Raw genomic sequence first — 24,052 nt, 5'->3', positions numbered from 1 at the left:
CGGTATCGATGGTCCCTGTTTTCGTTCGCTGTTTTCATCGCCGTTTCTATTTTTACAAGGTTGGTCATGAACAAGTTCTTCAAGCAATTCGCTCCCGCCCTGGCGCTGGTCGCCGCCGTCGCCGCACTGTCCGCCTGCGGCAAGAAAGACGAACCGGCGCAAGCGCCCGCCGCCGCTGCCGCCAAGGTCTATCTGGTCGGCGTGGAATCGGCTTATGCGCCGTTCTCTGCGGAAAATGAAAAGAAGGAAGTGGTCGGCTTCGACATCGACGTGATGAAGGCGCTGGCGCAAAAGATCGGCATCGAAGTGAAGTTCGTGCCGACGCCGTTTGAGGGCTTCTTCAATTTCCTGGCGCAGGGCGACCGCGATCTGCTGATCTCGGCCATCACCATCACCGACGAGCGCAAGCAGACCGTCGATTTCTCCGAGCCGTACTTCGAAGCGAGCCAGCTGATCGCGGTGCCTGCAGCCGATGCCAAGGTGCAGAAGTTCGATGACCTCAAGAACCTCAAGGTCGGCGTGCAAAGCGCCACCTCGGGCGATGAAATCGTGCAGCAGTTGCTGGGCAAGAACAATCCCAACATCAAGCGCCTCGATTCCACCCCGCTGGCATTGAAAGAGCTGGAAACCGGCGGCGTTGACGCCGTGGTCGCCGATGACGCCGTGGTCAAGAACTACATCACCAACAACCCGTCGAGCAAGCTGCGCACCGTATCGGACGCCGGCTTTCCGAAGGAGTATTACGGCATCGCCGTGCGCAAGGGCAACACCGAACTGCTCAACAAGGTCAACAAGGGCATGGCTGACCTGAAGGCCGACGGCACCTTTGACAAGATCAGCACGCAGTACTTCGGCGCAAAAAAATAATACCTCTGCGCGCTGCCATGCAGCCGCCGCAAGCACAGTCCGGCTGCGGCGCTACGGTATAATCCCGACAAATGCGTAATCCGGCCGGATTGCGCATTTTTCATGTCCACCATTCAATTTTCTGCCATGGATTTCCGCTGGAGCATCATCGAAGGCTACGCGCCGCTGTTCATCAAGGGCTTCTTCATGACGCTGGAAGTGGCCGTGATCAGCATCGTCGCGGGTACCGTGATGGGTCTCTTGCTGGGCATGCTGCGCCTGGCCGACGTGCAGCACGGCGTGTGGAAATACATCCTGCGCGTTACCAAATGGATCGCTGGTTTCTACGTCGCCTTCTTCCGCGGTACGCCGCTGTTCGTGCAGATCCTGCTGATCCATTTTGCCGTGATGCCGGTGCTGATCCATCAGGACAACGGGCTGCTGATTTCGGGTGAACTGGCGCGCACCATCAAGCAGGATTACGGCGCGTTCGTGTCCGGCATCGTGGCCTTGTCGCTGAATGCCGCGGCTTATATTTCCGAAATTTTCCGCGCCGGCATCCAGTCCATCGACCGTGGCCAGAGCTATGCGGCATCGAGTCTGGGCATGGGTTATCGCCTGCGCATGCGCTACATCATCCTGCCGCAGGCGTTTCGCCGCATGCTGCCGCCGCTGGGCAACGAGGCCATCACGCTGCTCAAGGATTCATCGCTGGTGTCGACCATCGGCCTGGCCGAGCTGGCGTACGCCGCGCGTACCGTGGCCGGCAGTTATTCCCGCTATTGGGAGCCGTACATCACGATTTCGGTGGTGTATTTCAGCATGACGATTTGCCTGGCCATGCTGGTGGCCAAACTGGAAAAGAAATACAGTGCGCCCTCCCGCCACTGATCCCGGCCACGTGGCTTCGGTCGCCGTGATCGGCGGCGGCCCGGCCGGCCTCATGGCGGCCGAAGTGCTGGCGCTGGCCGGCGTGCAGGTCGATCTCTACGACGCCATGCCCTCGGTCGGACGCAAGTTCTTGCTGGCCGGCAAGGGCGGCATGAACATCACCCATTCGGAAGATCTCCACAATTTCCTCTCGCGCTACGGCGCGCGCCGCAATGAGGTGGCTGCATTGCTGACGGATTTCACGCCCGACGATTTGCGGGCGTGGATACACGGACTGGGCATCGGGACCTTTGTCGGCAGCTCCGGACGCGTCTTCCCGACCGACATGAAAGCCGCCCCGCTGCTGCGCGCGTGGCTGCATCGCCTGCGCGAAGCGGGCGTGCGCTTCCACATGCGGCATCGCTGGCAGGGTTGGGACGCCGACGGCAAGCTGCGCTTCATCACGCCCGAAGGTGAATTTTTCACGGCCGCATCGGCCACCATTCTTGCACTGGGCGGCGGCAGCTGGGGGCGCCTCGGCTCGGACGGCGCATGGATGCCGCTGCTGGCTGAACGCCGCGTCGATCTGGCGCCCTTGCAGCCGTCGAACTGCGGCTTCGATGTCGACTGGAGCGAACATTTCCGCAGCCGCGCCGCCGGCGAACCGCTCAAGACCGTCGCCGCCACCGTCATGCTGAAGGATGGCACGCCATTGCGCCGCCAGGGCGAATGCATCATCACCGATACCGGCATCGAAGGCGGCCTGATCTACGCGCTGTCGGCGCCGTTGCGCGACGCCATCATGCCCTCCGCGCCGGCCACGCTGTATCTCGATCTGTTGCCCGACTGGCTGCCGGCGCGCGTGCTGAGCGAGCTGCAGCATCCGCGCGCCGCGCGCTCGATGTCCAGCCATTTGCAAAGCCGCCTCAAACTCAAGGGAGCAAAAGCTGCGCTGCTGCGCGAATGCACCAGCGCGGAGGATTTCCACGACATGCACAAGCTGGCGCAGGCGATCAAGGAATTGCCAGTCCGGCTGCGCGCGGCGCGGCCGATTGACGAAGCCATCAGCAGCGCCGGCGGTGTACCATTCGAGGCGATGCAGGGCGCGGGAGAACATCATCTGATGCTGCGCCGGTTGCCCGGCGTATTTTGTGCTGGCGAGATGCTGGATTGGGAAGCGCCGACCGGCGGCTACCTGCTGACGGCCTGCTTCGCCAGCGGCCGCAAGGCCGCGCAAGGCGCCTTGCGCTGGTTGGGCGACACAGCGGCAGAGACAGCGGCCACAAAGGAGAACACACCATGATCGACGAAGAACGTCTGGTCGACATCGAACTGAAACTGACGCATCAGGAAGACACCGTCGATGCACTCAACAAGATCGTCTACGAGCAGCAAAAGAAGATCGACGAGCTTGAAAAGCTGCTGACCGCGCTGGCGCGGCAGGTGAAGGACGCCGCCAACAGCGTCAGCGAGCCGCGCAACATCGAGAATGAAAGACCGCCGCATTACTGATGCCGCGCGTGCGGCTGTACCGCCGGCACGCGCTCTCCATTTCCCTTCTTCATGAACGCCAACGCCCGCCGCATTGCGCACCTCGACATGGACGCGTTCTATGCGTCGGTGGAATTGCTGCGCTATCCGGAATTGCGCGGCCGGGCCGTGGTCATCGGCGGCCGCTCGGTGCATCAGCCGGTCATGCGCGACGACGGCACGCGCGAGTTTTCCGTCCTGCGCGATTACGTGGGACGCGGCGTCATCACGACCTCGACCTACGAGGCGCGCGCGCTTGGCGTGTTTTCCGCGATGGGGATGATGAAGGCGGCCCAGCTGGCGCCCGACGCCGTGCTGCTGCCGGTGGATTTCGATTCGTACCGGCATTATTCGCGGCTGTTCAAGAAGGCTGTTGCGAGCATCGCACCGCTGGTGGAAGACCGCGGCATCGATGAAATCTACATCGATCTCAGCGAACACGAAGAAGAAACACGCGCCCTGGCCACACGCATCAAGACCGCCGTCAACGAGGCCACCGGGCTGTCGTGCTCGATCGGCGTCGCCCCCAACAAGCTGCTCGCCAAGATCTGCTCCGACCTGGAGAAACCCGACGGTCTGACCATCCTGACCATGGCCGACGTGCCGACGCGCATCTGGCCGCTGCCGGCGCGCAAGATCAACGGCATCGGTCCGAAGGCGGCCGAAAAGCTGACCGCGCTCGGCATCCTGACCATCGGCGACCTGGCGCGTACGGATGCCGGCGTGTTGCAGGACCATTTCGGCCGCAGTTATTCGGCCTGGCTCGGCAATGTCGCGCAAGGCATCGACGAGCGCCCGGTCTCGACCAGTTCGGAGCCGAAATCGATCAGCCGTGAAACCACCTTCGAGCACGATCTGCATGCGCGCCATGACCGCGACAAGCTCTTGGGCATTTTCACTGCGCTGTGTACGCGCGTGTCGGAGGACCTGCACCGCAAGGGTTATGTCGGACGCACCATCGGCATCAAGCTGCGCTATGCCGATTTCTCCACGGTGACGCGCGACGTCACGCTGCCGGCGTCGGTGAACGATCCCGCGGCGATCCGGCGCGCCGCCGGCGAATGCCTGCGGCGGGTCCCGCTGGAGCAGCGCATCCGGCTGCTGGGCGTGCGCGTAGGGGCCTTGTCAAAGAATGACGGCACGCCTGAGCGTGAGGATTTTTCGCAGGGTGAACTTGGTTTCGAGTAAGCGAATCAGGCTGCGTGCGGCCTGCGCCGACGCGCGCATATAAAGTCCGCGTGAATCTTCGGCGCACTTCTGGCTGCGTGTAAAATGGACGCTTTTGCCCGAACGCCATGTGGTTTAAGAACCTTCAGATTTATCGCCTTCCGGCCCCTTGGGCCATCAGCGCCGACCAGCTCGAATCCAATCTCGCTCCTCAGGCCTTTGCCGCCTGCTCCAGCCTGGAAATGCAGTCGCAAGGCTGGGTTTCGCCGCGCGGCAACGAGCGCCTGGTGCATGTGGTCAACCGCCAGTTCCTGCTCAAGCTGGACACCGAAAAGAAACTGCTGCCGAGCACCGTGATCAACCAGGTGACCAAGGCACGCGCCGCCGAGTTGGAAGAACAACAAGGTTTTGCACCGGGCCGCAAGCAGACCAAGGAACTGAAAGAACAGGTCACCGATGAGTTGCTGCCGCGCGCCTTCAGCATCGTGCGCAGCACCTGGACCTGGATCGATCCGGTCAACGGCTGGCTGATCGTCGATGCCGGCAGCCCCGGCAAGGCCGAGGAAGTATTGAAGCTGCTGCTCAAGGCGATCCCGAAATTCCCGCTGGAGACGCTGCGCACGGTGCGTTCGCCGTTGTCGTCGATGACCGATTGGCTGGCCTCGGACGAAGCGCCGAGCGGCTTCACCGTCGACCAGGACACGGAACTGCGCGCCAGCGGCGACAGCAAGGCGACCGTGCGTTTCGTGCGCCATACGCTGGAGCCGGAAGACGTGCAGCGCCACATCGAATCAGGCAAGCAATGCACGCGCCTGGCGCTGACCTGGAACGACCGCGTGTCGTTCGTGCTGACCGAGAACCTGAGCGTGAAGAAGATCACGCCGCTGGACGTATTGAAGGAAGACAGCGACGTCACGTCGAAGAACGACGACGAGCGCTTTGACGGCGACTTCATGTTGATGACCGGCGAAGTCAGCAAGATGCTGGCCGACCTGGTCGAGGCGCTGGGCGGACAATTGCGCGAGAACGACGGTACTGCGGCATTGGCTGCTGCGGCCTGATTCGCTTCCGCCAACGAACGACGCCGGGCGATCGCAAGATCGGCCCGGCGTTTTTCATGGCGCCGCAGGAATGTTCCGCTTACTGCGCGACGCGCTTTTTCTTCGGTGCGATCAATACCGCGTCGAGCGCCTTCATGGCGTGGCAGATGGTGTTGGCCAGGCGTTCGCAGCTGACGCCGTCGCGTGCGCTCAGGGACAGGCCATGCAGCACTGCGGTGTAGAAATCGGCCAGCCCGTCGATGTCGGCGTCGGCGCTCAGTTCGTTCTGCTCCTGCGCCTTGCGGAAACGCTTGAGCAGTTCCTGGCGCTTCTTCTGGCGGCGCGCCGTCATTTCTTCGGCGTGGGCGGCGTTTTCCGGGGCGCAGTTGATGGCCGAGACGACCACCATGCAGCCCTTGCCGTTGGCCGGGTCGGCGTACAGGGCGACGCTGGTTTGCAACATGTTGTGCAAATCCTCGCGCATGCCCTTGCCTTCTTTCAGAGCGTTGATTGGACCGATGGCCGTGGTTGCCGAATAGAAATCGATAGCTTCGCGGAACAGCGCATTCTTGTCGCCGAACGCGGCATACAGACTCGGCGCCTTGACGCCGATGGCGGCCGTCAGGTCAGCCATGGTGGTGCCTTCGTAACCTTTGTTCCAAAAAACCTGCATTGCCAGGCGTAACGCTTCGTCTCGGTCGAAACTGCGCGGCCGCCCTCTTGTTTGCTGCATGGGAATTCTCCTTTTTGCTACGGCTGCATGGAATATCGATGTTCAGTGTAGCTTAATATAACTTGAATTACAAAAATACATTGACAACATTTCCCGTAAAAATCTATTATGTAACACGCATTACATAAATACAAACTATGATGATGCGCAGGCTTTCCGGCTTGCAGTTGCCTTGCAGGAAAGAAAGCCGCCAGACGAACCGGGGAAGGATTGCGGGCCGGATTTTCGGCCCGTGTCAGCCAGGACGGCGGACAGCATGGGATGCAAAAATATGCGCATAATGTGACTTCGCCGCGATTGCTTTCTGCCGGTTCCATCCAACGATGCAACGAAAAGGAAAATGTCATGACACGCAAGACCCGTATAGAACATTACCGGAACATTGGTATCAGTGCGCACATCGATGCCGGTAAAACCACCACCACCGAGCGCATCCTGTTTTATACCGGCGTCAATCACAAGATTGGCGAAGTGCATGACGGCGCCGCGACCATGGACTGGATGGAGCAGGAGCAGGAGCGCGGCATCACCATCACGTCGGCCGCCACTACCGCCTTCTGGAAAGGCATGGCCGGCAATTATCCGGAACACCGCATCAACATCATCGACACGCCGGGCCACGTCGACTTCACCATCGAAGTCGAGCGCTCGATGCGCGTGCTCGACGGCGCGGTCATGGTCTACGATTCGGTCGGCGGCGTGCAGCCGCAATCCGAGACCGTGTGGCGCCAGGCGAACAAATATGGCGTCCCGCGCATGGCCTTCGTCAACAAGATGGATCGCGTCGGCGCGGACTTTTTCCGCGTGCAGAAACAGATCGGCGACCGCCTGAAAGGCAATGCCGTGCCGATCCAGATTCCGATCGGTGCGGAAGACCATTTCCAGGGCGTGATCGACCTGGTCAAGATGAAGGCGATTATCTGGGATGAAGCCAGCCAGGGCGTGAAGTTCGAGTACCAGCCGATCCCGGCCGAGCTGGAAGAGACGGCGCGCGAGTGGCACGACAAGATGATCGAACAGGCCGCCGAGGCCAATGAACAGTTGCTGGAGAAGTATCTCAGCGGCACGCCGCTGACCGAGGAAGACATCAAGCACGGCCTGCGCCTGCGCACCATCGCCGGCGAGATCGTGCCGATGCTGTGCGGCAGCGCGTTCAAGAACAAGGGCGTGCAGGCCATGCTCGACGCGGTCATCGATTATCTGCCGTCGCCGATCGACGTGCCGGCGATCAAGGGTCACGATGAAGAAGACAACGAGATTGAGCGCCACCCGGCCGATGATGAAAAATTCTCGGCGCTGGCCTTCAAGATCATGACCGACCCATTCGTCGGCCAGCTGATTTTCTTCCGCGTGTATTCGGGCATGGTCAATTCGGGCGACACCGTCTATAACCCGATCAAGGGCAAGAAGGAGCGCCTCGGCCGCATCCTGCAAATGCATGCGAACGAACGCAAGGAAATCAAGGAGGTGTATGCGGGCGACATCGCGGCTGCGGTCGGGCTCAAGGACGTCACCACGGGCGACACGCTGTCCGATCCGGATCACGTGATCATCCTGGAACGCATGGTCTTCCCTGAGCCGGTGATTTCGCAGGCGGTGGAACCGAAGACCAAGGCCGACCAGGAGAAGATGGGTATCGCCCTGAATCGCCTGGCGCAGGAAGATCCGTCGTTCCGCGTGCGCACCGATGAAGAATCCGGCCAGACGATTATTTCCGGCATGGGGGAGCTGCATCTGGAAATCCTGGTCGATCGCATGAAGCGCGAGTTCAACGTTGAGGCGACCGTTGGCAAGCCGCAGGTCGCCTACCGCGAAGCGATTCGCAAAACCGTGGAGGATGTCGAAGGCAAATTCGTCAAGCAATCCGGCGGACGCGGCCAATACGGCCACGTGGTGCTGAAGCTGGAACCGCTGCCGCCCGGCAAGGGCTATGAGTTTGTCGACGCCATCAAGGGCGGCGTGGTGCCGCGCGAGTTCATTCCTGCGGTCGACAAAGGCATTCAGGAAACGCTGGGCAGCGGTGTGCTCGCCGGTTATCCGGTGGTGGACATCCGCGCGACGCTGACCTTCGGTTCTTATCATGACGTCGACTCGAACGAAAATGCCTTCCGCATGGCCGGTTCGATGGCGTTCAAGGAAGGCATGCGCCGGGCCAGCCCGGTGCTGCTGGAACCGATGATGGCGGTCGAAGTGGAAACGCCGGAAGACTACGCCGGTACCGTGATGGGCGACTTGTCGTCGCGTCGCGGCATGGTGCAGGGCATGGATGAGATCGCCGGCGGTGGCGGCAAGATCATCAAGGCCGAAGTGCCGCTGTCGGAAATGTTCGGCTACTCGACGTCGTTGCGCTCGGCGACCCAGGGACGCGCGACTTATACGATGGAGTTCAAGCACTATGCCGAAGCACCGCGGCAGGTGATTGAGCAACTGACAACGTCCAGGAAGGACGGCAAGTAAGCATTGCCGGGCGAATGCGGTCCGCATTCGCCCGCGTCCTCCCGTCAATGCGGATGCCCTGCCAGGGCCTGCCGCCCCTCCCTCCGCTCTGCAATCTGCACACACATTGCAACAGAAAGTTGCCGCCGATCATGACTTTCACATTGACGGCGTGAATGCTTACGAAATCCCGTATCCGGATGCTAGGATGATGTCAGCAGCGCCAAGAGCCGGACAGTCCAACCGGCCGATAAGATGTCTTTCTTGCTTGCAGGGCCAGGGGAGGTATTGCAATGAAATCGACAGGATTGATTTTCAGGTTGCTGGTCGTCTCGCTGTATTTGTATTGCGTACCTGCAGGCAACGCCGTGGGTCAGGGTGTCAGAACAGTACAGATCGGATTTGCGGCGCCCTTGACGGAAATGCCTGGCAAAAGTGGACGCGACGCTGCCTTGCTTGCCATCGATGAAATCAATGCTCGCCCGCTGTACATCGCCGGAGAAAAGATAGTTCTGAAGCTGCTGGATCAGGATGACAAGGCCGATGTCAATATCGCCATCCTGACCGCACGCTATTTCATCGCATCCAAAGTCGTCGCGGTCGTCGGGCATTGGAATTCCGCCGCCAGCATCGCCACGGCGAAGATTTACAGCGACGCCGGGATCGCCGAGATCAGCCCCTCCTCCACCAGCACCGAATACACGCAGCAAGGTTTGCCAACCACCTTTCGCATGGTCGGCCATGACGGCATACGGACAAATTATATCGGGGAGCATGTCTTGAGAACCTTACGGGCGGAGCGCATCATGGTGATTGATGACGCCACCTTGTTCGGCAAGGCGATAGCCGATCAGTTCATCAACTATATTCAGGCAAACGGCGGCTTGATTTCAGGACGCATGAGCATCAGCAACAAGACATCGAATTATGCGCTGGCGCTGGAGTCGGTCCGACAGGCCAGGCCCGATCTCATCTTTCATGCCGGCCGCCTGTATTCGGGGGACCTGAATCACAGCGAGAGTCTCCTCGGCGGTCTCAGGCGACTCGGCTTCCCGAAGAACATGGTTCTTGCAGAAGTGACGATCGATCCGGAGTCCATGCGTGAAGCGGCTCTGGGCGATATCAATATATTCTCGATTTCTCCCGGCATTCCTTTTGAGAAACTGCCGCGCTGGAAGTCTTTTCAGAAGAACTTCACCGCCCGTTTTTCCTCGCGCATTACGCCATATACGCTCTCGGCTTATGACGCCGTCTATGTGCTTGCCGAGGCGATGAAGCAGGCCGGCTCCCTCGATCCGCCGAGAATCAGCGCCATCTTGCACAACATCAAATACGTCGGATTGACGGGACCGATCTCGTTCGACGCCAAGGGCGACGTCACCAGTCCCAGCTACACGCTGTATCAGATCAAGCAGGGCGCCTGGGTGCCGATCAGCGTTCTCGGCAGATAGCGCAATCCGGGTGGGGGGCGCCTGGCGTCAGAATCGGTGAACCCGAGACTCCTGCTTCAATCCGGGTAAACAATCTTGGAAATTGAGGGAGGAAATCTTGCAGAAAATAGCTATCCCTCAAATACCCCCCATACAGAGATACTTCGTGACGTGATAATCGTCCAGTCCGTATTTCGAACCTTCGCGTCCGATGCCCGATTGCTTCACGCCGCCGAATGGCGCCATCTCGTTGGAGATCACACCGGTGTTGATGCCGACCATGCCATATTCCAGGCCTTCGGCGATACGCCAGACGCGGCCGATATCGCGCGTATAGAAGTAGCTGGCCAGGCCGAACTCCGTGTCGTTGGCCAGGCCGATGACCTCGTCATCCGACTTGAAACGGAACAGGGGCGCCAATGGGCCGAAGGTTTCTTCTTTCGCCACCAGCATCCGCGAATTGGCATCGCACACCACGGTCGGCTCAAAGAACGTCTGCCCCAGCGCATGACGCTTGCCGCCGGTGATGACTTTGCCACCCTTGCCCAGCGCATCGGCGATATGTTCTTCCATTTTGGCGACGGCGTTTTCGTCGATCAATGGCCCTTGGCTGACACCCGCCGTCAGACCATTTCCCACTTTCATCTTGTTGACGGCCGCAACCAGCTTCTCCGCAAACGCATCGTAGACGCCGTCCTGAACGTACAGTCGATTCGCACACACGCAAGTTTGACCGGTATTGCGGAATTTGCTCGCCAGCGCGCCCTCTACGGCAGCATCCAGATCGGCGTCGTCGAATACGATAAATGGCGCGTTGCCGCCTAACTCCAGCGACACTTTCTTGATCGTTCCGGCGCTTTGCGCCATCAGTATCCGCCCCACTTCGGTCGATCCCGTAAAGCTGAGCTTGCGCACGATGGGGTTGCTTGTCATTTCAGCGCCGATGGCCGCCGCCGAGCCGGTAATGACCGAGAAGACACCGCGAGGCACACCTGCCTCTTCCGCCAACACAGCCAACGCCAGCGCCGAATAGGGAGTCTGGGTCGCAGGCTTGACCACGATCGGGCAACCTGCGGCTAAGGCGGCGCCCACCTTGCGCGTGATCATGGACGAGGGAAAATTCCACGGTGTAATTGCCGCGCAGACGCCAATCGGCTCTTTGACCACCACGATGCGACGGTCGGACGACGGCCCGGGGATGGTGTCGCCGTAGGCGCGCTTGCCTTCTTCGCCGAACCACTCCAGATACGACGCGGCGTAGGCGATCTCGCCCTTCGACTCCGCCAGCGGTTTGCCCTGCTCCACGGTCATGATCGTTGCAAGGTCGTCCGAATTGGCAATCATCAGATCGAACCAGCGGCGCAAAATCGTCGCACGCTCCTTCGCGGATTTGTTGCGCCAGCCGCGCCAGCCGGCGTTGGCGGCGTCAATTGCACGACGCGTTTCACTGCCGCCCATTTTGGGAATCGTCCCGATGATCTCGCCCGTGGCCGGATTGTTGACGGAAACGATGCCGCCTTCGTTGGCGTCGACCCATTGGCCGTCGATGTAGCATTGCTGGCGGAATAAGCCAGGTTTGTTCAGTGCAAGCATGTGAATCTCTTTCAAAAAGAAAATGCTGATCGTCAGATATGCAAGGCACGGCCATACGCAGCCAAGACGGCTTCGTGCATGCTTTCGGAAACGGTGGGATGCGGGAAGACCGTTTCCATCAATTCGGCCTCCGTGCTTTCGAGTTCACGGGCAATCGCATAGCCCTGAATCATCTCGGTCACTTCTTCGCCGACCATGTGCGCACCCAGTAATTCGCCGCTGGCGTCATCGAAGACGACCTTCGCAAAACCGCCCGTGGCGCCCAGCGCAATGGCCTTGCCGTTGACTGCCAGAGGAAATGTCCCGATACGCACCTTGTGTCCGTTCGCTTTGGCCTGTGCTTCGGTCAGCCCGACGCTGGCGACTTGCGGATGGCTGTAAGTGCATGCCGGAATCCTGGTAGCATCCAGGGCATGCGGATTCATGCCGGCGATCTTTTCCACACAGATCACCGCTTCATGACTGGCCTTGTGCGCCAGCCAGGGCGCACCGGCGAGGTCGCCAATGGCGTAGACGCCCGGCTCGCCTGTCGCGCCATAGGCGTCGGTGACGACATGGCTTCGATCGATTTTCACCGCTGTCGCTTCCAGGCCGAGCTCCTCGATATTGCCGACGATACCGGCTGCAGTCAACACGACATCGGCAGTCAGGCTTTCCTTATGCCGGCCGTCCAATTGCAGCGTCCACTCGTCAACGCCGCCGTTGCGCCGCTTGCTGCTGCTCGTCAGGCGCGACCCCAGATAGAGTTGCATGCCCTGCTTACGCAAGGCGTCGCCCATATGCCTGGAAATATCCTCGTCTTCCACGGGCAGCACACGCTCGGCCATTTCAACGACGCTGACCTTGGCGCCCAGTGCGTGATAGAAACTGGCGAACTCGATGCCGATCGCACCGGCGCCGACGACGACCAGATGTGTTGGCACGCGCGTGGGCATCAGCGCCTCGCGATACGACCACACGCTCTCGCCGTCCGGCGTCAGGCCGGGCAACGGCCGTGCGCGCGCGCCGGTCGCGAGAATGATGTGCTTTGCCGAGATCGTTGACACGCCATTGGCGGTAGTGACGTCCAGCTTGCCGCCGCCGGCCAGCCGGGCGTGTCCTGCAATCACGGCAATCTTGTTTTTCTTCATCAGGTACGTCACGCCGCTTTGCAACTGTCCTGCAACGTCGCGTGAACGCTTGACCATGGCGGCAAGATCAATCTGCGGCGCGGCAACCTGGACACCAAAGCGTCCGGCATCCTTGACCAGACGCAGAATGTCTGCCGAGCGCAGCAGCGCCTTGGTCGGGATGCAGCCCCAGTTCAGGCAGATGCCGCCCAGTTGCGCCTTTTCCACCAGCGCCGTTTTCAATCCCAGTTGCGCGGCGCGGATAGCGGCCACATACCCGCCAGGGCCGCCGCCGACGACCACCAGGTCATAGTTTTCCATTGTCATTGTCGCCTCAGATCAAGGTGCTCAGGGGGTGCTCGATATGGCGCTGGAACAGCGCCAGCCACTGCGCAGCCACCGCGCCGTCAATGGCGCGATGATCGACCGACAGGGTCACATTCATGACGGACGCGATGGCAATCGCGCCATCCGCCACGACCGCCTGCTGCGATGTCGTGCCGACCGCCAGGATTGCTGCCTGCGGCGGATTGATGATCGCCGAGAACTCCTGCACGCCGAACATGCCCAGATTGCTGATGGTGAAGCTGCCGCCCTGATATTCCTCCGGCGCCAATTGGCCACTGCGCGCGCGCGCCGCCAGATCGGCGATCTCAGCGCTGACGGCGGAAAGCGATTTGCTGTCAGCCGCGCGCACCACCGGCGTAATCAGGCCGCCATCGGTCGATACCGCCACCGAAATATCGGCCTGCGCATACTGACGCAGCGCACTATCGGTCCAGCCGACATTCATCTGCGGCGAAGCCTTCAACGCCGCAGCGACTGCTTTGACGATGAAGTCGTTGACGGAAATCTTGCGGCTGCTACCGGCATTGATCTCTGCACGCAAGGCCATCAGCTTGTCCATCTTGCAGGCGGCGCTGAGGTAGAAATGCGGAATGGTCGATTTGCTTTCGCTCAGGCGGCGAGCAATCGTGCGGCGCATTCCCGAATGCGCAATTTCCACGTAGCCCGCATCGGTCGCCTTGGACGCCGATGACGCTACCGATGTGGATGTCGCAGCGGCATTGACATTGACAGGCTTGCTTGCAGTCGCAGCAGCCAGAGCATCGACATCGCGCTTGACGATGCGGCCATGCGGACCGCTGCCTTGTACGCCTTGCAGACCGATGCCACGATCCCTGGCCAGACGGCGCGCCAGCGGGCTGACAAAGACGCGCCCTCCTGCAGGCGCCCTTTGTGCTGTTGCCGAGACTGCGGGCGCAGGCGCGAAGGGCGCTGCAGGTGCAGGCGCGGCTGCGGGTGCGGTACCCGACGCTGTTCCAACGCCGGCGGCGGCCAGCACGGCGGCGATGTCGACACTGGTTTCACCTTCGGCAAACAGCACCGCGATGGGCGCTCCGACTTCGATGTCCTTGCCGGCCGGCGCCAGGATCTTGCCCAGGATGCCGGCCTGATCTGCGTCGAACTCAATCAGGGCCTTGTCGGTTTCTATCTCGGCCAGGGTTTCGCCGATGCGAATGCTGTCGCCCTCTTTCCTGGACCATTCCTTGATCACCGCAGATGTCGCGTTGGCGGCAATCTCGGGCATACGAATCAATATAGCCATCTCAGTTGCTTCCTTTTTTCAGGTCGGGGCGATAAGCCTCAATGTCGGTGTATTCGACCAGCTCCAGCACATTGCCTTCCGGGTCTTCGCAGAACGCCAGGTAGACGCCCGGACGCGCTTCGACGCGCTCCACCCCTGTCAGAAATCGGCTGCCGGCCTGGAGCAATATCGCAATCGCGGCATCGATATCACCGACGATGAATGTCAGATAACTGGCGCCGGCTCTATCCAGAATGTATTTTCCCGGCATTGCCGCTGCCGGCGCCGACGGTGTGTTCGGGGCCAGCAACTTGACGCGCTCGCCGTAAGGCGTTTGCAGCCGCACCACCGTATAGCCGTCGGCGGACAATGCGGACGGCGCGGCCTTCGCCGCCGGCACCACGATCTCACTGACAAATTGAAACCCCATCACGTCCTGGTAAAAGGCGCGCAGCTTGGGCAAGTCGCGGCAGGCGATGCCCACCTCGAGTGGGACGATCATGTCGATAGTCATGCCGACTCTCCCTGGGCTGCGCCTTTGTCGCGCATGACCTGCTGCAAGCCCGCCACGACTTCTTCGGTGCGTGCGGCGGCGGCGCGTTCCAGCACTTTCGAGATGCTGGGCGACGCCTCGCTGCCGGAAACACGCTGCACCGGTTGATCCAGCCAGTCGAAGTAGCGACGCTGAATTTCGTCGGCCAGCCAGGCGCCATACGACGTACCGGCGGCGCCCTGTTCCACGATCAGCACATTGTTGGTCTTGCGCAGGCTGGTTTCGATGGTGTCCCAGTCGATGCTGGCGCGGTCCAACCAGCGCAGGTCCACCACTTCAGCGTCGATGCCGGTCTGCGCTACGGCTTCCAGGCTATGCCCCACCATCGACAAATAGGTCAGCACCGTCATCTCGCTGCCGGCGCGACGCACGGCCGCCTTGCCGAATGGAATCTGGTAGTCGAAGTCATCGACCGGTGCGATACCCGACGCGTTGTACAGATCGACGTGTTCGATGACCAGTACCGGATCTTTCAAGGCCAACGCCGCATTCATCAATCCGACATAGTCGAACGGAGTCGACGGCGCCACAATGCGCCAGCCCGGGCTGGTCGCAAAGATGCCGGCAGGATCCATCGAGTGCTGCGATCCGTAACCGGTGCCCATGGCAACCTTGGTGCGCAAGACGAACGGCACTTCGATATCGCCGCCGAACATATGGCGCGCCTTGCCGATCTGGTTGAATACCTGATCCGCTGCTACCCACATGAAGTCGGGATACATGAATTCGACCACCGGCTTGAAACGGCCATCCATGGCCAATCCGCCACCGAGACCGCAAAATGCGTTCTCGCTGATCGGCGTACCCAGCGTACGGTCCGGGAATTTGTCCTTGAGGCCGCGTGTCGCACCATTGGTACCGCCCTTCAGGCGGTGCACGTCTTCACCCATGACCACGACGCTGTCATCGGTGCTCATGCGACGATCCATCACATCGGCGACCACATCGATGAACTTGCGCGTGTCCAGCTTGCCGCCGAAGCTTTCCTGCTCTTCGGTACGGGCGCCTTGCAACTCCGATAAATCACCGCGCACGCCGACGTTGCGGAAATCCGGGCTCGGCCACAGTTCGGGACGAATGCGCTTCTTGCCCGCCTTGCCGTTGGGATCGGCTTCCGTCAGCTCCTCCACGGCCTTCGCCATGGATGCCTTGATGCGATTGCGCAAGGCCAGGATGCCGGCCTCGTCAATCAGGCCGCGGGCCTGCATCTTGCTGCCCAGCAGATCCAGCGGATCGCGCTGGCGCCAGGATTGTTCCTCTTCCCGCGAGCGATAACCGAAAGCACTTCCCGGGAAACCGCCATTCTGATGGAAGAAGCGATACACATCGGCCTCGATGATCGTCGGCCCCTTGCCGGTGCGCATGTGCGCCAGCGCTTCATTCATGGCCAGATAGACGGCCAGCGGATCCATGCCGTTGACTTTCCAGCTGGGGATATTGAAGGCCAGACCGCGTGCCGACAGGCGCGGTTCTGCCGTGGCTTCGTCTACCGTAGTAGACACGGCGTAGCCGTTGTTCTCGATGAAGAAGCACAGCGGCAGTTTCCACGCTGCGGCAATGTTCATGGTTTCCAGCACCGAGCCGATGTTGACCGCGCCGTCGCCGAAGTAGGTCACGGCGACGTTTTCGGTTCCGGCATGACGATGCGCCCAGGCGGCGCCTGCCGCCAGTGGCACGCCGCCGCCCACGATCGCATTGGTGCCCAGCACGCCCGCCTCTTGCCAGCGCAAGTGCATGGAGCCGCCGCGGCCGCTGCAAAAGCCTTGCGCCAATCCAAGGATCTCCGCCAGGGTTCGCTGCAGCAAGGTATCGATTTCCGGCGTGAGCTCGGACTTGGGGTCGATGCCCTCGGGTGTCAGGTAGGCCAATGCCTTGGACAGAAACTGATGATGCCCGCGATGCGAACCATTGACCTGGTCGGCTGCCAACAGCGGCACGATGGAACCGGCGGCGCCGCCTTCCTGCCCGATGCTGGAGTGCGCGGGACCGTGCACGAGGCCATCCATCGCCAGTTCCAGAACGGTTTCTTCAAATGCCCGGATCAGGTGCGAATGGGTCAGCAATGTGCCCAGCACGGCCGGATCAGCGGCAGCCCAGTCGGCATCGGTAGTGCGCAATTCGACCCAGTTCGATGCCGGGGCGAGTGCAATGTGGTCTGACATGGTGTCAATCTCCAGATAGAGGTAGCGGTGAGTTCGGTATTAGATGTAGCTGTAGGAGGACCAGCCGCCGTCGGCGACGATGGCCTGCCCGTTGATATAAGAGGCGCTGTCGGACGCCAGGAACAGCGCCAGCGTCGCAATCTCGTGCGGCTGTCCCAGACGCCGCGCCGGCGTGCGCTTGACCAGTGCATCCAGATCCATGCGACCGGTTCGCACCAGCTCGTCGACCAGCGCGGTTTGGACGTAGCCCGGCGCCAGTGCGTTGACGCGCAAGCCCGACGGCGCCCATTCAACCGCCATGACCTTGGTCAGCATCACCACGGCCGCCTTGCTGGCGCAATACGCGGCACGCTCGGGAGCGGCAACGGTGCCGTACATCGAGGCGATATTGAGGATCACGCCGCCGCCCTGCTTGACCATATGGCGGGCTACCGACTGGCCACAATAGAACACGCCGTTGAGATTGATATCGATGGCGCGCCGCCAGTCGGCAGGCGCCAATTCCAGGGTCGGACGGTTGGCGGAAATGCCGGCGTTGTTGAGCAACACGTCAATCCGCCCAAAACGCGCCTGCGCGGCGTTGACCGCCTGTTCGACGGCGACGTCATCGGTGATCGATGCCAGGTAGGTGGCGACTTCGATGGTCGGGAAGACCGCATGCAACTCGGCACGCGCCTGCGCCAGCAACTCCTGGTTGATATCCAGCAGCGCCAGGTGCGCGCCGTTGACGGCAAAGGCGTTGGCCATCGCGCGACCGATGCCGCTGCCGGCGCCGGTGATGAAGATCACCTTGCCGGCCAGATCGGAAAAATTCCTGTACTGCGCGACGGCATGCAAGGCATGCGCGTCCAGGTCCTGCTGTCCCGGGTTCACGGTAGATACTGCGTTCGTCATACTGCCAGCCAATCTTTCAAAAGTTGGGGGTTGTCTGTCAATTCGTCCGGGGTGCCGCGAAACACGATGTGTCCGTGGCCCAGCAAACAAACGCCGGTTGAAATTTTCAATGCGATGGTGAGCTTCTGTTCCACCAGCACGACGGACACGCCGCGCCGATGGATCTCCTGGATCGCTTCGCCGACCACGGCGACGATCTTCGGCGCCAGACCTTCGGTCGGCTCGTCGATCAGGATGACCCGGGGGTTGCCCAGCAGCGAACGGCAGATCGTCAGCATCTGCTGTTCGCCGCCCGACAGATTGCCGGCGCGGGTATTGCGACGTTCCTTGAGACGCGGGAAGAAATCGAACATGTGTTCGACCGTCCATTGCGGCGCATCCTTGTGACCGGGCTGCATGCCCATCTGCAAGTTCTCGTCGACGCTCAGATTGCCGAATACCTCACGCTCTTCCGGCACAAAGGCAATGCCCGCGCGGCAGATGGCATAGGGACGCGAACCTGCCAGGTCCTTGCCGTCGAGCAGCACTTGCCCTCCGGTCGGCGGCACCAGCCCCATGATGGCGCGTGCCGTGGTCGAACGACCCGAACCATTGCGGCCCAGCAGGCTGATCACTTCGCCGTGCCCGACGTCGAAACTGACGCCCTGCAGAATGTGGCTTTTCCCGTAGTGTGCGTGCAGGTCACGCACCTGCAGCAAGGGAGCACCCTGCGCATGCTGCAAAGTTGACGGGATGGATTGACTGTTCATCATACGTTCACCTCGGTGCCCAGATAAGCCTCCTGTACTTGTGCATTGCTGCGCACTTCTTCCGGTGTGCCGGTGGCAACCACCTGGCCGTACACCAGAACGCTGATGCGGTCGCACAGAGAAAACACCACGTCCATGTCGTGCTCGACGATCATCAACGTGCGGCCGGCCGACAACTCGCGCAGCAAGTCGACGGTGTAATCGGTCTCTTCGCGCGACATCCCCGCCATGGGCTCATCGAGCAGCAAGACCTTGGGATCGGACGCCAGCGTCATGCCGATTTCCAGAGAGCGCTGCTCCGAATAGGAGAGCTCTCCTCCCAGGGTGTCGCGATGGCGTGTCAAGCGAACCTGCTCCAGCAGTTGTTCCGTCAATTCACGCACCCGGGAAAAACCGGAGACCGGACGCCACAAGGTGTATTGCAGTCCGAAGCGCTGCATCACGCCGAGCCGCAGGTTTTCGTAGACGGACAGCTTCGGAAAGATATTGGTGATTTGAAACGAGCGCGCCAGGCCAAGGCGATTGATGCGCTCGGCAGCGAGTCCGCCAATCGGCTGCTGCCCCAGCAGGATCTCGCCGGAACTTGGTTTGAACTGCCCCGAGATCAAATGAAACAAGGTCGATTTTCCTGCACCGTTCGGGCCGATGAAGGCATGGCGCTCGCCCTCGGACAGGTCGAGGCTTACGCCACGGATGATGTGCGCCTCGCCAAAGGATTTATGGACCTCGCGCAAGCTCAGCGCGATCTTATTGGCTCCTGCGCTCATGCTGCCTCCTGCTCGTTAAGCACCGCCCATGCGCGACTTGTTCTGCGTAGCGCCAAACCTCCCGCCATCACCAGAACCAAAGGCACTATCCAGGTCAACACGGCGCCGGGCAACCACGTCCGGCCGAACAGATCAATACCTGGCCAGACCTGCCCCGGCACTAGCAGCGACTGATAGTCCGCGCCCAGCGCACGCTGCAGCAATTCGACCGTAAAGACCGTCGCCGCAGCGCACAGCACGGTCCCGATGCTCCAGCCCAGCACATGGCGCAGCAATACGGCGCTGTCATGCTTGCTGCTCTTCCACCAGGAAAAAATTCCGGACAGCCCGGAAGGCATGAACATCATGACCGCCACGAAAATGATGCCCTGGTAGAGTAGCCAGGAACGCGTCAGATCGGATACGGCGTAGCCGAAGAAGGTCATGACGGCAGCGCCCAGAGCCGGTCCGAAAAACACGCCGACGCCGCCGATGTAGGCGTTCAGCACGACCTCGGAAGACAGGCGCACGTCGAACAGCACATAGTTTGCCGCCTCGTTGTTCATCGCCAGCAAGCCACCGGCGATGCCGGCAAACATGGCGGAGATCATGAACACCAGCACCCGCAGCACGTGCACGTTGTAGCCGAGGAATTTCAGACGATGCGCGTTCTCGCGCAGTCCCAGCGTCAATCGGCCCAGCGGCGTGCGGCTGAAGAAATACAGCAGCGCCAGCGAACCGACCACCCAGACCAGGGTCAGGTAATACACTTCGGACGGATTGCCGAACGAGATGCCCCACGCCGGCATGCGCATGGAAGACACCCCGCCTTCGCCGCCGAAGGTGCTTTTCAGATGCGGCGCCAACGCATGAAGCAATTCGGCCAGCGCCAGGGTAATCATGGAAAAATAGACGCCGCTGCGCTGTGTCGAAAACCAGCCGGCGACCAGACCCAATGCCGCGCCGCCGAGCGCGCCGAACACCGGCATCAGCGGCGTGGGCAACAAGCCTTCGCCGGAGAGCGCGTTCATCGCATGCAGCGTGGCAAAGGCGCCGATGCCAAAATACGCAGCGTGTCCGAACGACAGCATGCCGCCCTGTCCGGCCAGCACATTGAAGGCGCTGGCGAACAGTGCGCCGATCAGCATCTGAATGGCGGCGTTCACCAGGGCCTGCGACAACAAGCCGGGCAAGGCCACCAGCAACAGCAGGACTGCCGCCAGCAAAAGACGCAGATACAGTCTTTCGGCGCCGCCGCGATGCGCCCCGGCAGACCCGGCGGACAAGGATGCCTGAAGAGAATGATTCAATGGTTTGTTCATTTGTTTATTCCTTCTCGCCCATCAGGCCCGACGGACGCACCAGCAGTACGACCAGCATCAGGGCAAACGGGATGGTTGCCGCCAGCGATGAGACTTTCAGCATCAATAGGCCGCCGACTTGCTGCGCCCAATCACCGGCGCCGAGATATCCCAGCAGATCTGCCGCACTCAGATCGATCCCCACGGCAAAGGAGGAAATCAGGCCGATCAGAATCGAGGAGAGCATTGCGCCTTCCAGCGAGCCCAGCCCGCCGATGACCACCACCACGAACACCAGCACGCCCAGCTCCAGCGCCATGTTGGGATTGGTCGTATAAAAGGCGCCGGCAATCGCTCCTGCCAGGCCCGCCAGAGCAGCGCCGACGCCGAACACGCCCATGAACACCAACGGGACGTTGTGGCCCAGGGTCTCGGCCATGGCCGGCCGATAGATGGCCGAGCGCACCACGATGCCGATGCGGGTGCGCGACAGCAGCAGGTAGATCGCGCCGAACATCAGCAGCGAAATCACCCCCATCATCAGGCGATAGAACGGATAGTCCGTGCCGAACAGGCGGAACGCCGGGAAACTCAGCGCAGTCGGCACCTGATAATTGACCGGATAGTTGCCGAAGAAGAGCTTGATCACTTCGGCGATGATGAACGACAGGCCGAATGTCAGCAGAAGTTCATGAGCATGGCCGTGCTTGTGCACGCGACGCAGGAAGTAGCGCTCGACCATCACGCCGAGAAACCCGACGATGACGGGCGCAACAATGATCGCCGGCCAGAAGCCGATGACCTTCTGCAAGCTGTACGCCAGGTAGGCGCCTACCATGTAGAACGAGGTATGCGCAAAATTGAGCACACCCATCATGCCGAAGATGAGCGTCAGACCCGCGGACACCATGAAGAGCAGGAGACCGTAGATCGTGCCGTTGATCAGCGAGACAGTGAAGAATTCCATAAGTACTTTCCGGGGTGAGCGGGTAAAGCGGGCCCACGCTGCACAGAAATCTGGGCAGCCTGAAGTTGCCGGTCGCCGCCATTTCGCCGAAACGAAGATGACGCCGACCGCTATGACGATGAAGGATTACGCCGGGCGTTGCATCTTGCAGGAGCTCTGCACGGGATTGGCAGCCTCTTCTGCACTGAACTTCCTGACCACCTTGAAGCCCATGTCGGTGTCGTCAACTTTGTACTTGACGTTCTTTTCAACACGCGACACCACGACCGGCAGCAGCACCTGATGGTCGGCTGCGCGAATCGAGGTTTCGCCCATCGGCGTCTCGATCTTGACCTTCTCCAGCGCCTTGGCCAGTTCGGTCACGTTGACTTTGTCGCCGCTTACCTTGGTCTGCTTGAGCGCTTCACCCAGCATCTGCATGCCGAATACGGTTTGCGGCTCGATGAACGTCGGATAGTGTCCGGTCTTGGCCTTGTAGTCGTTGCCGAATTGCTCGGTCTGCTTGTTCGTTTCGATGTTGAACGCATGCGAAATGTAGTGGCCCAGCGCGGTGTCGCCTGCGTTGCCGATGTTGCCCGGCTGATCGAGGAAGACGGTGCCGAAGCGCAGCTTCAGGCCGGCAGCGCGCGTTGCCTTCATCAGCAACAGCAAGTCGTTGGACCAGTTTCCGGTCAATACCGTCTCGGCGCCGCTGGCCTTGATTTTTGCGACGTAGGGCGAGAAATCCTGGATCTTGTTGACGTCGTGTAGCGTGCTTTCCACGACGGTATAGCCGCCGGTCGGCGCGAATTCCTTGATGGCCTTGTCCATGTCGGCGCCCCAGGAATAATTCTGGTTCATCGCGTAGACCTTGCTACCCAGCTCTTTGGTTTCCTTCATTGCCGGCACTAGCGTTTTTACGCGCATCACGGCATTTGTGGTGAAACGGAAATGATAGAAGTGGCACTTGTCGCCGGTCAGTTCCAGCGCCTCGCCACCCATGTTGAGGAACAGCACTTCCTTGCCGGCATTGCGCAGATTGTATTTGCGTACGTCTTCCGTGATCTGGCCCGACACCGCAGACGATGAGCCTTGGATGATGATTTGCGCACCGCCGGCGATTGCGGCCTTCACCTTGTCGGACGCGCCCGCCGGACCGCCCTGATTGTCGTATTCGGTGATTTGAACAGGGACGCCGTTCCAGCCGCCCGCGGCGTTCAGGCGATCAAGTTCGTACTTGACCGCAGCCCGATACAACAGGCCAGTCGATGCTTGCGGCCCCGAAAGCGTCTCCACCAACGCGATCTTCAACGGTGCGCCCGCCTGGGCTGCTCCCGCCGCGATCAAAGCGCAGAAAGACAAAGCGATTTGTTTCTTGTTCATTGATACATCTCCATTTTGATTTTTGAAATGACATCCGGCACTGCAAAAAGACAACTGCAAAAAACTGCTGCAAGTCAGATCAAGCCCAGGAACTGCCCCATGCGCTCGATCTGCACTTCCATCATGTGGCGCCCGGGGTGCACGGCGAAGCCGCACGCACCGGCTTTTGCCAGCAGCGGCGTGATCTCCGTCTTCATGATCACTTCGGCAACGACCGCGCCCGGAGGCAAGCCATCCGGCGTGAACGGCAGCGGGTCCGACTCCTGCAAGCCGAGTGACGTGGAATTGATGGCGAGGGTGTAGCCCTGCGGCCGTGCGTCGGCCAGATGGGCGTCCAATCGCGGATAGCGCTGACGCAGTTCGCGCACCAAGTGTTCCGCGCGCACCGCACTGCGGTTGTATATGCCGATGGCCGCGACGCCCTCATCCGCCAGCGCGTGGACGATCGCCTTGGCAGCACCGCCGGCGCCGGCGAGATAGACCCGACGCCCCTTGAGAACATGGCCCTGCGCCAACAGACCGCCGACGAAACCAATTCCGTCGAAGTTGCTGCCGATCAGGCTGCGCGCGCCATCCGGCTGGTCATCGAAGCGCACGATATTGACGGCGCCCATGCGCTGCGCCGACTCGGTCAGCGTAGTGCAATGTTGAAGAATGATTTCCTTGTAGGGGATGGTGACGACCAGCCCTGCCAGACTCCGGATCAGCGGCACCGCCGCGATGAATTGCGCGAAATGATCAGGGCGGACATTGAACGGCACCATCACCGCATCCACGTCGTGCTGCGCCATCAACGCATTGAATGCGGGCGGCGTACGGACATGGCCTATCGGGTCCGCAAGAATTGCCACCACCTTGGTGCTGCCGGTAATCTGCCTGCCTGTATTGCTCAGCATGATGCCTCCTCGCTAACGCCCGCCATCGTGTGTGGCCAGTCTTTTTATCGTTTTCCCGGCAGCATGGTTTGTGATGCCGG

The 24,052-nt window shown here is 60.9% G+C and carries 21 protein-coding genes; 8 read left to right on the top strand and 13 right to left on the bottom strand.

The features are described 5' to 3' along the window. Positions 1-66: 66 nt before the first annotated feature. The 6 genes from F506_RS04050 to F506_RS04025 all read left to right on the top strand — a co-directional run bounded on the left by F506_RS04050 (position 67) and on the right by F506_RS04025 (position 5,474). The gene (locus tag F506_RS04050) at positions 67-867 is read left to right on the top strand and encodes a basic amino acid ABC transporter substrate-binding protein (protein WP_053195448.1); all 801 of its coding nucleotides are present in this window, start codon (positions 67-69) and stop codon (positions 865-867) included. A 126-nt stretch (positions 868-993) separates the two neighbouring features. Next, the gene (locus F506_RS04045) at positions 994-1,737 is read left to right on the top strand and encodes an amino acid ABC transporter permease (protein WP_053201242.1); all 744 of its coding nucleotides are present in this window, start codon (positions 994-996) and stop codon (positions 1,735-1,737) included. Beyond that, entirely contained in the window at positions 1,718-3,019 is a 1,302-nt protein-coding gene (locus tag F506_RS04040; RefSeq protein ID WP_053195447.1) for a TIGR03862 family flavoprotein, read from the top strand. Before F506_RS04045 ends, F506_RS04040 begins: the two co-directional genes overlap by 20 nt. Then, positions 3,016-3,228 (top strand): SlyX family protein, encoded by a 213-nt coding sequence (locus tag F506_RS04035; protein WP_053195446.1) that lies wholly within the window; start codon positions 3,016-3,018, stop codon positions 3,226-3,228. The genes F506_RS04040 and F506_RS04035 overlap by 4 nt, the downstream gene beginning before the upstream one ends. Positions 3,229-3,279: 51 nt before the next feature. Continuing rightward, positions 3,280-4,434 carry a DNA polymerase IV gene (dinB, locus tag F506_RS04030; protein ID WP_053195445.1) on the top strand — a complete coding sequence of 385 codons (1,155 nt, stop codon included), beginning with the start codon at positions 3,280-3,282 and terminating at the stop codon, positions 4,432-4,434. Positions 4,435-4,541: 107 nt separating this feature from the next. After that, positions 4,542-5,474: a recombination-associated protein RdgC gene (locus F506_RS04025; RefSeq protein ID WP_053195444.1), complete on the top strand. Its 933-nt coding sequence runs from the start codon at positions 4,542-4,544 to the stop codon at positions 5,472-5,474. Positions 5,475-5,553: 79 nt separating this feature from the next. Here the strand turns inward: F506_RS04025 and F506_RS04020 are convergent, their stop codons facing one another. Next, positions 5,554-6,186 (bottom strand): TetR/AcrR family transcriptional regulator, encoded by a 633-nt coding sequence (locus F506_RS04020; protein WP_053195443.1) that lies wholly within the window; start codon positions 6,184-6,186, stop codon positions 5,554-5,556. A 345-nt stretch (positions 6,187-6,531) separates the two neighbouring features. On the opposite strand from F506_RS04020, the gene fusA reads away from it, so the two are divergent. Both fusA and F506_RS04010 read left to right on the top strand, forming a co-directional pair. After that, complete coding sequence (fusA, locus tag F506_RS04015) at positions 6,532-8,643, top strand: elongation factor G (RefSeq protein WP_053195442.1); 2,112 nt, start codon at positions 6,532-6,534, stop codon at positions 8,641-8,643. Positions 8,644-8,915: 272 nt separating this feature from the next. Beyond that, entirely contained in the window at positions 8,916-10,073 is a 1,158-nt protein-coding gene (locus F506_RS04010) for a branched-chain amino acid ABC transporter substrate-binding protein (protein WP_083457576.1), read from the top strand. Positions 10,074-10,190: 117 nt separating this feature from the next. Here the strand turns inward: F506_RS04010 and gabD are convergent, their stop codons facing one another. The 12 genes from gabD to F506_RS03950 all read right to left on the bottom strand — a co-directional run bounded on the left by gabD (position 10,191) and on the right by F506_RS03950 (position 23,972). Then, positions 10,191-11,645, bottom strand: a complete 1,455-nt coding sequence (gene gabD, locus F506_RS04005) for an NADP-dependent succinate-semialdehyde dehydrogenase (RefSeq protein WP_053195441.1) — start codon at positions 11,643-11,645, stop codon at positions 10,191-10,193. A gap of 32 nt (positions 11,646-11,677) precedes the next feature. Then, positions 11,678-13,081, bottom strand: coding sequence for a dihydrolipoyl dehydrogenase (lpdA, locus tag F506_RS04000; RefSeq protein ID WP_053195440.1), 1,404 nt, complete (start codon positions 13,079-13,081; stop codon positions 11,678-11,680). A gap of 7 nt (positions 13,082-13,088) precedes the next feature. Continuing rightward, positions 13,089-14,363 (bottom strand): pyruvate dehydrogenase complex dihydrolipoamide acetyltransferase, encoded by a 1,275-nt coding sequence (locus tag F506_RS03995; protein ID WP_053195439.1) that lies wholly within the window; start codon positions 14,361-14,363, stop codon positions 13,089-13,091. Between the two features lies 1 nt (position 14,364). Then, positions 14,365-14,856: a VOC family protein gene (locus F506_RS03990; RefSeq protein ID WP_053195438.1), complete on the bottom strand. Its 492-nt coding sequence runs from the start codon at positions 14,854-14,856 to the stop codon at positions 14,365-14,367. Further along, entirely contained in the window at positions 14,853-17,057 is a 2,205-nt protein-coding gene (locus F506_RS03985) for an alpha-ketoacid dehydrogenase subunit alpha/beta (RefSeq protein ID WP_053195437.1), read from the bottom strand. The genes F506_RS03990 and F506_RS03985 overlap by 4 nt, the downstream gene beginning before the upstream one ends. A 39-nt stretch (positions 17,058-17,096) precedes the next feature. Then, the gene (locus F506_RS03980; RefSeq protein ID WP_083457573.1) at positions 17,097-17,951 is read right to left on the bottom strand and encodes an SDR family NAD(P)-dependent oxidoreductase; all 855 of its coding nucleotides are present in this window, start codon (positions 17,949-17,951) and stop codon (positions 17,097-17,099) included. Continuing rightward, positions 17,948-18,703 (bottom strand): ABC transporter ATP-binding protein, encoded by a 756-nt coding sequence (locus tag F506_RS03975; RefSeq protein ID WP_235471361.1) that lies wholly within the window; start codon positions 18,701-18,703, stop codon positions 17,948-17,950. Before F506_RS03975 ends, F506_RS03980 begins: the two co-directional genes overlap by 4 nt. Beyond that, a complete protein-coding gene (locus F506_RS03970) occupies positions 18,700-19,467 on the bottom strand; it encodes an ABC transporter ATP-binding protein (RefSeq protein ID WP_053195435.1) in 768 nt (255 codons plus the stop codon). Before F506_RS03970 ends, F506_RS03975 begins: the two co-directional genes overlap by 4 nt. Then, the gene (locus F506_RS03965; RefSeq protein ID WP_200907711.1) at positions 19,464-20,768 is read right to left on the bottom strand and encodes a branched-chain amino acid ABC transporter permease; all 1,305 of its coding nucleotides are present in this window, start codon (positions 20,766-20,768) and stop codon (positions 19,464-19,466) included. Before F506_RS03965 ends, F506_RS03970 begins: the two co-directional genes overlap by 4 nt. A 4-nt stretch (positions 20,769-20,772) precedes the next feature. Continuing rightward, the gene (locus tag F506_RS03960; RefSeq protein ID WP_053195434.1) at positions 20,773-21,714 is read right to left on the bottom strand and encodes a branched-chain amino acid ABC transporter permease; all 942 of its coding nucleotides are present in this window, start codon (positions 21,712-21,714) and stop codon (positions 20,773-20,775) included. A 126-nt stretch (positions 21,715-21,840) separates the two neighbouring features. Further along, a complete protein-coding gene (locus F506_RS03955; protein ID WP_053195433.1) occupies positions 21,841-23,076 on the bottom strand; it encodes a branched-chain amino acid ABC transporter substrate-binding protein in 1,236 nt (411 codons plus the stop codon). Positions 23,077-23,150: 74 nt separating this feature from the next. Continuing rightward, a complete protein-coding gene (locus tag F506_RS03950; RefSeq protein ID WP_053195432.1) occupies positions 23,151-23,972 on the bottom strand; it encodes a shikimate dehydrogenase family protein in 822 nt (273 codons plus the stop codon). Positions 23,973-24,052 lie beyond the last annotated feature (80 nt).

The sequence above is a fragment of the Herbaspirillum hiltneri N3 genome, assembly GCF_001267925.1.
GTDB classification, from domain to species: domain Bacteria; phylum Pseudomonadota; class Gammaproteobacteria; order Burkholderiales; family Burkholderiaceae_D; genus Herbaspirillum; species Herbaspirillum hiltneri.
The sequence above is the reverse complement of the archived record's forward strand: the minus strand, read 5'-3'. Positions and strand labels throughout refer to the sequence as shown.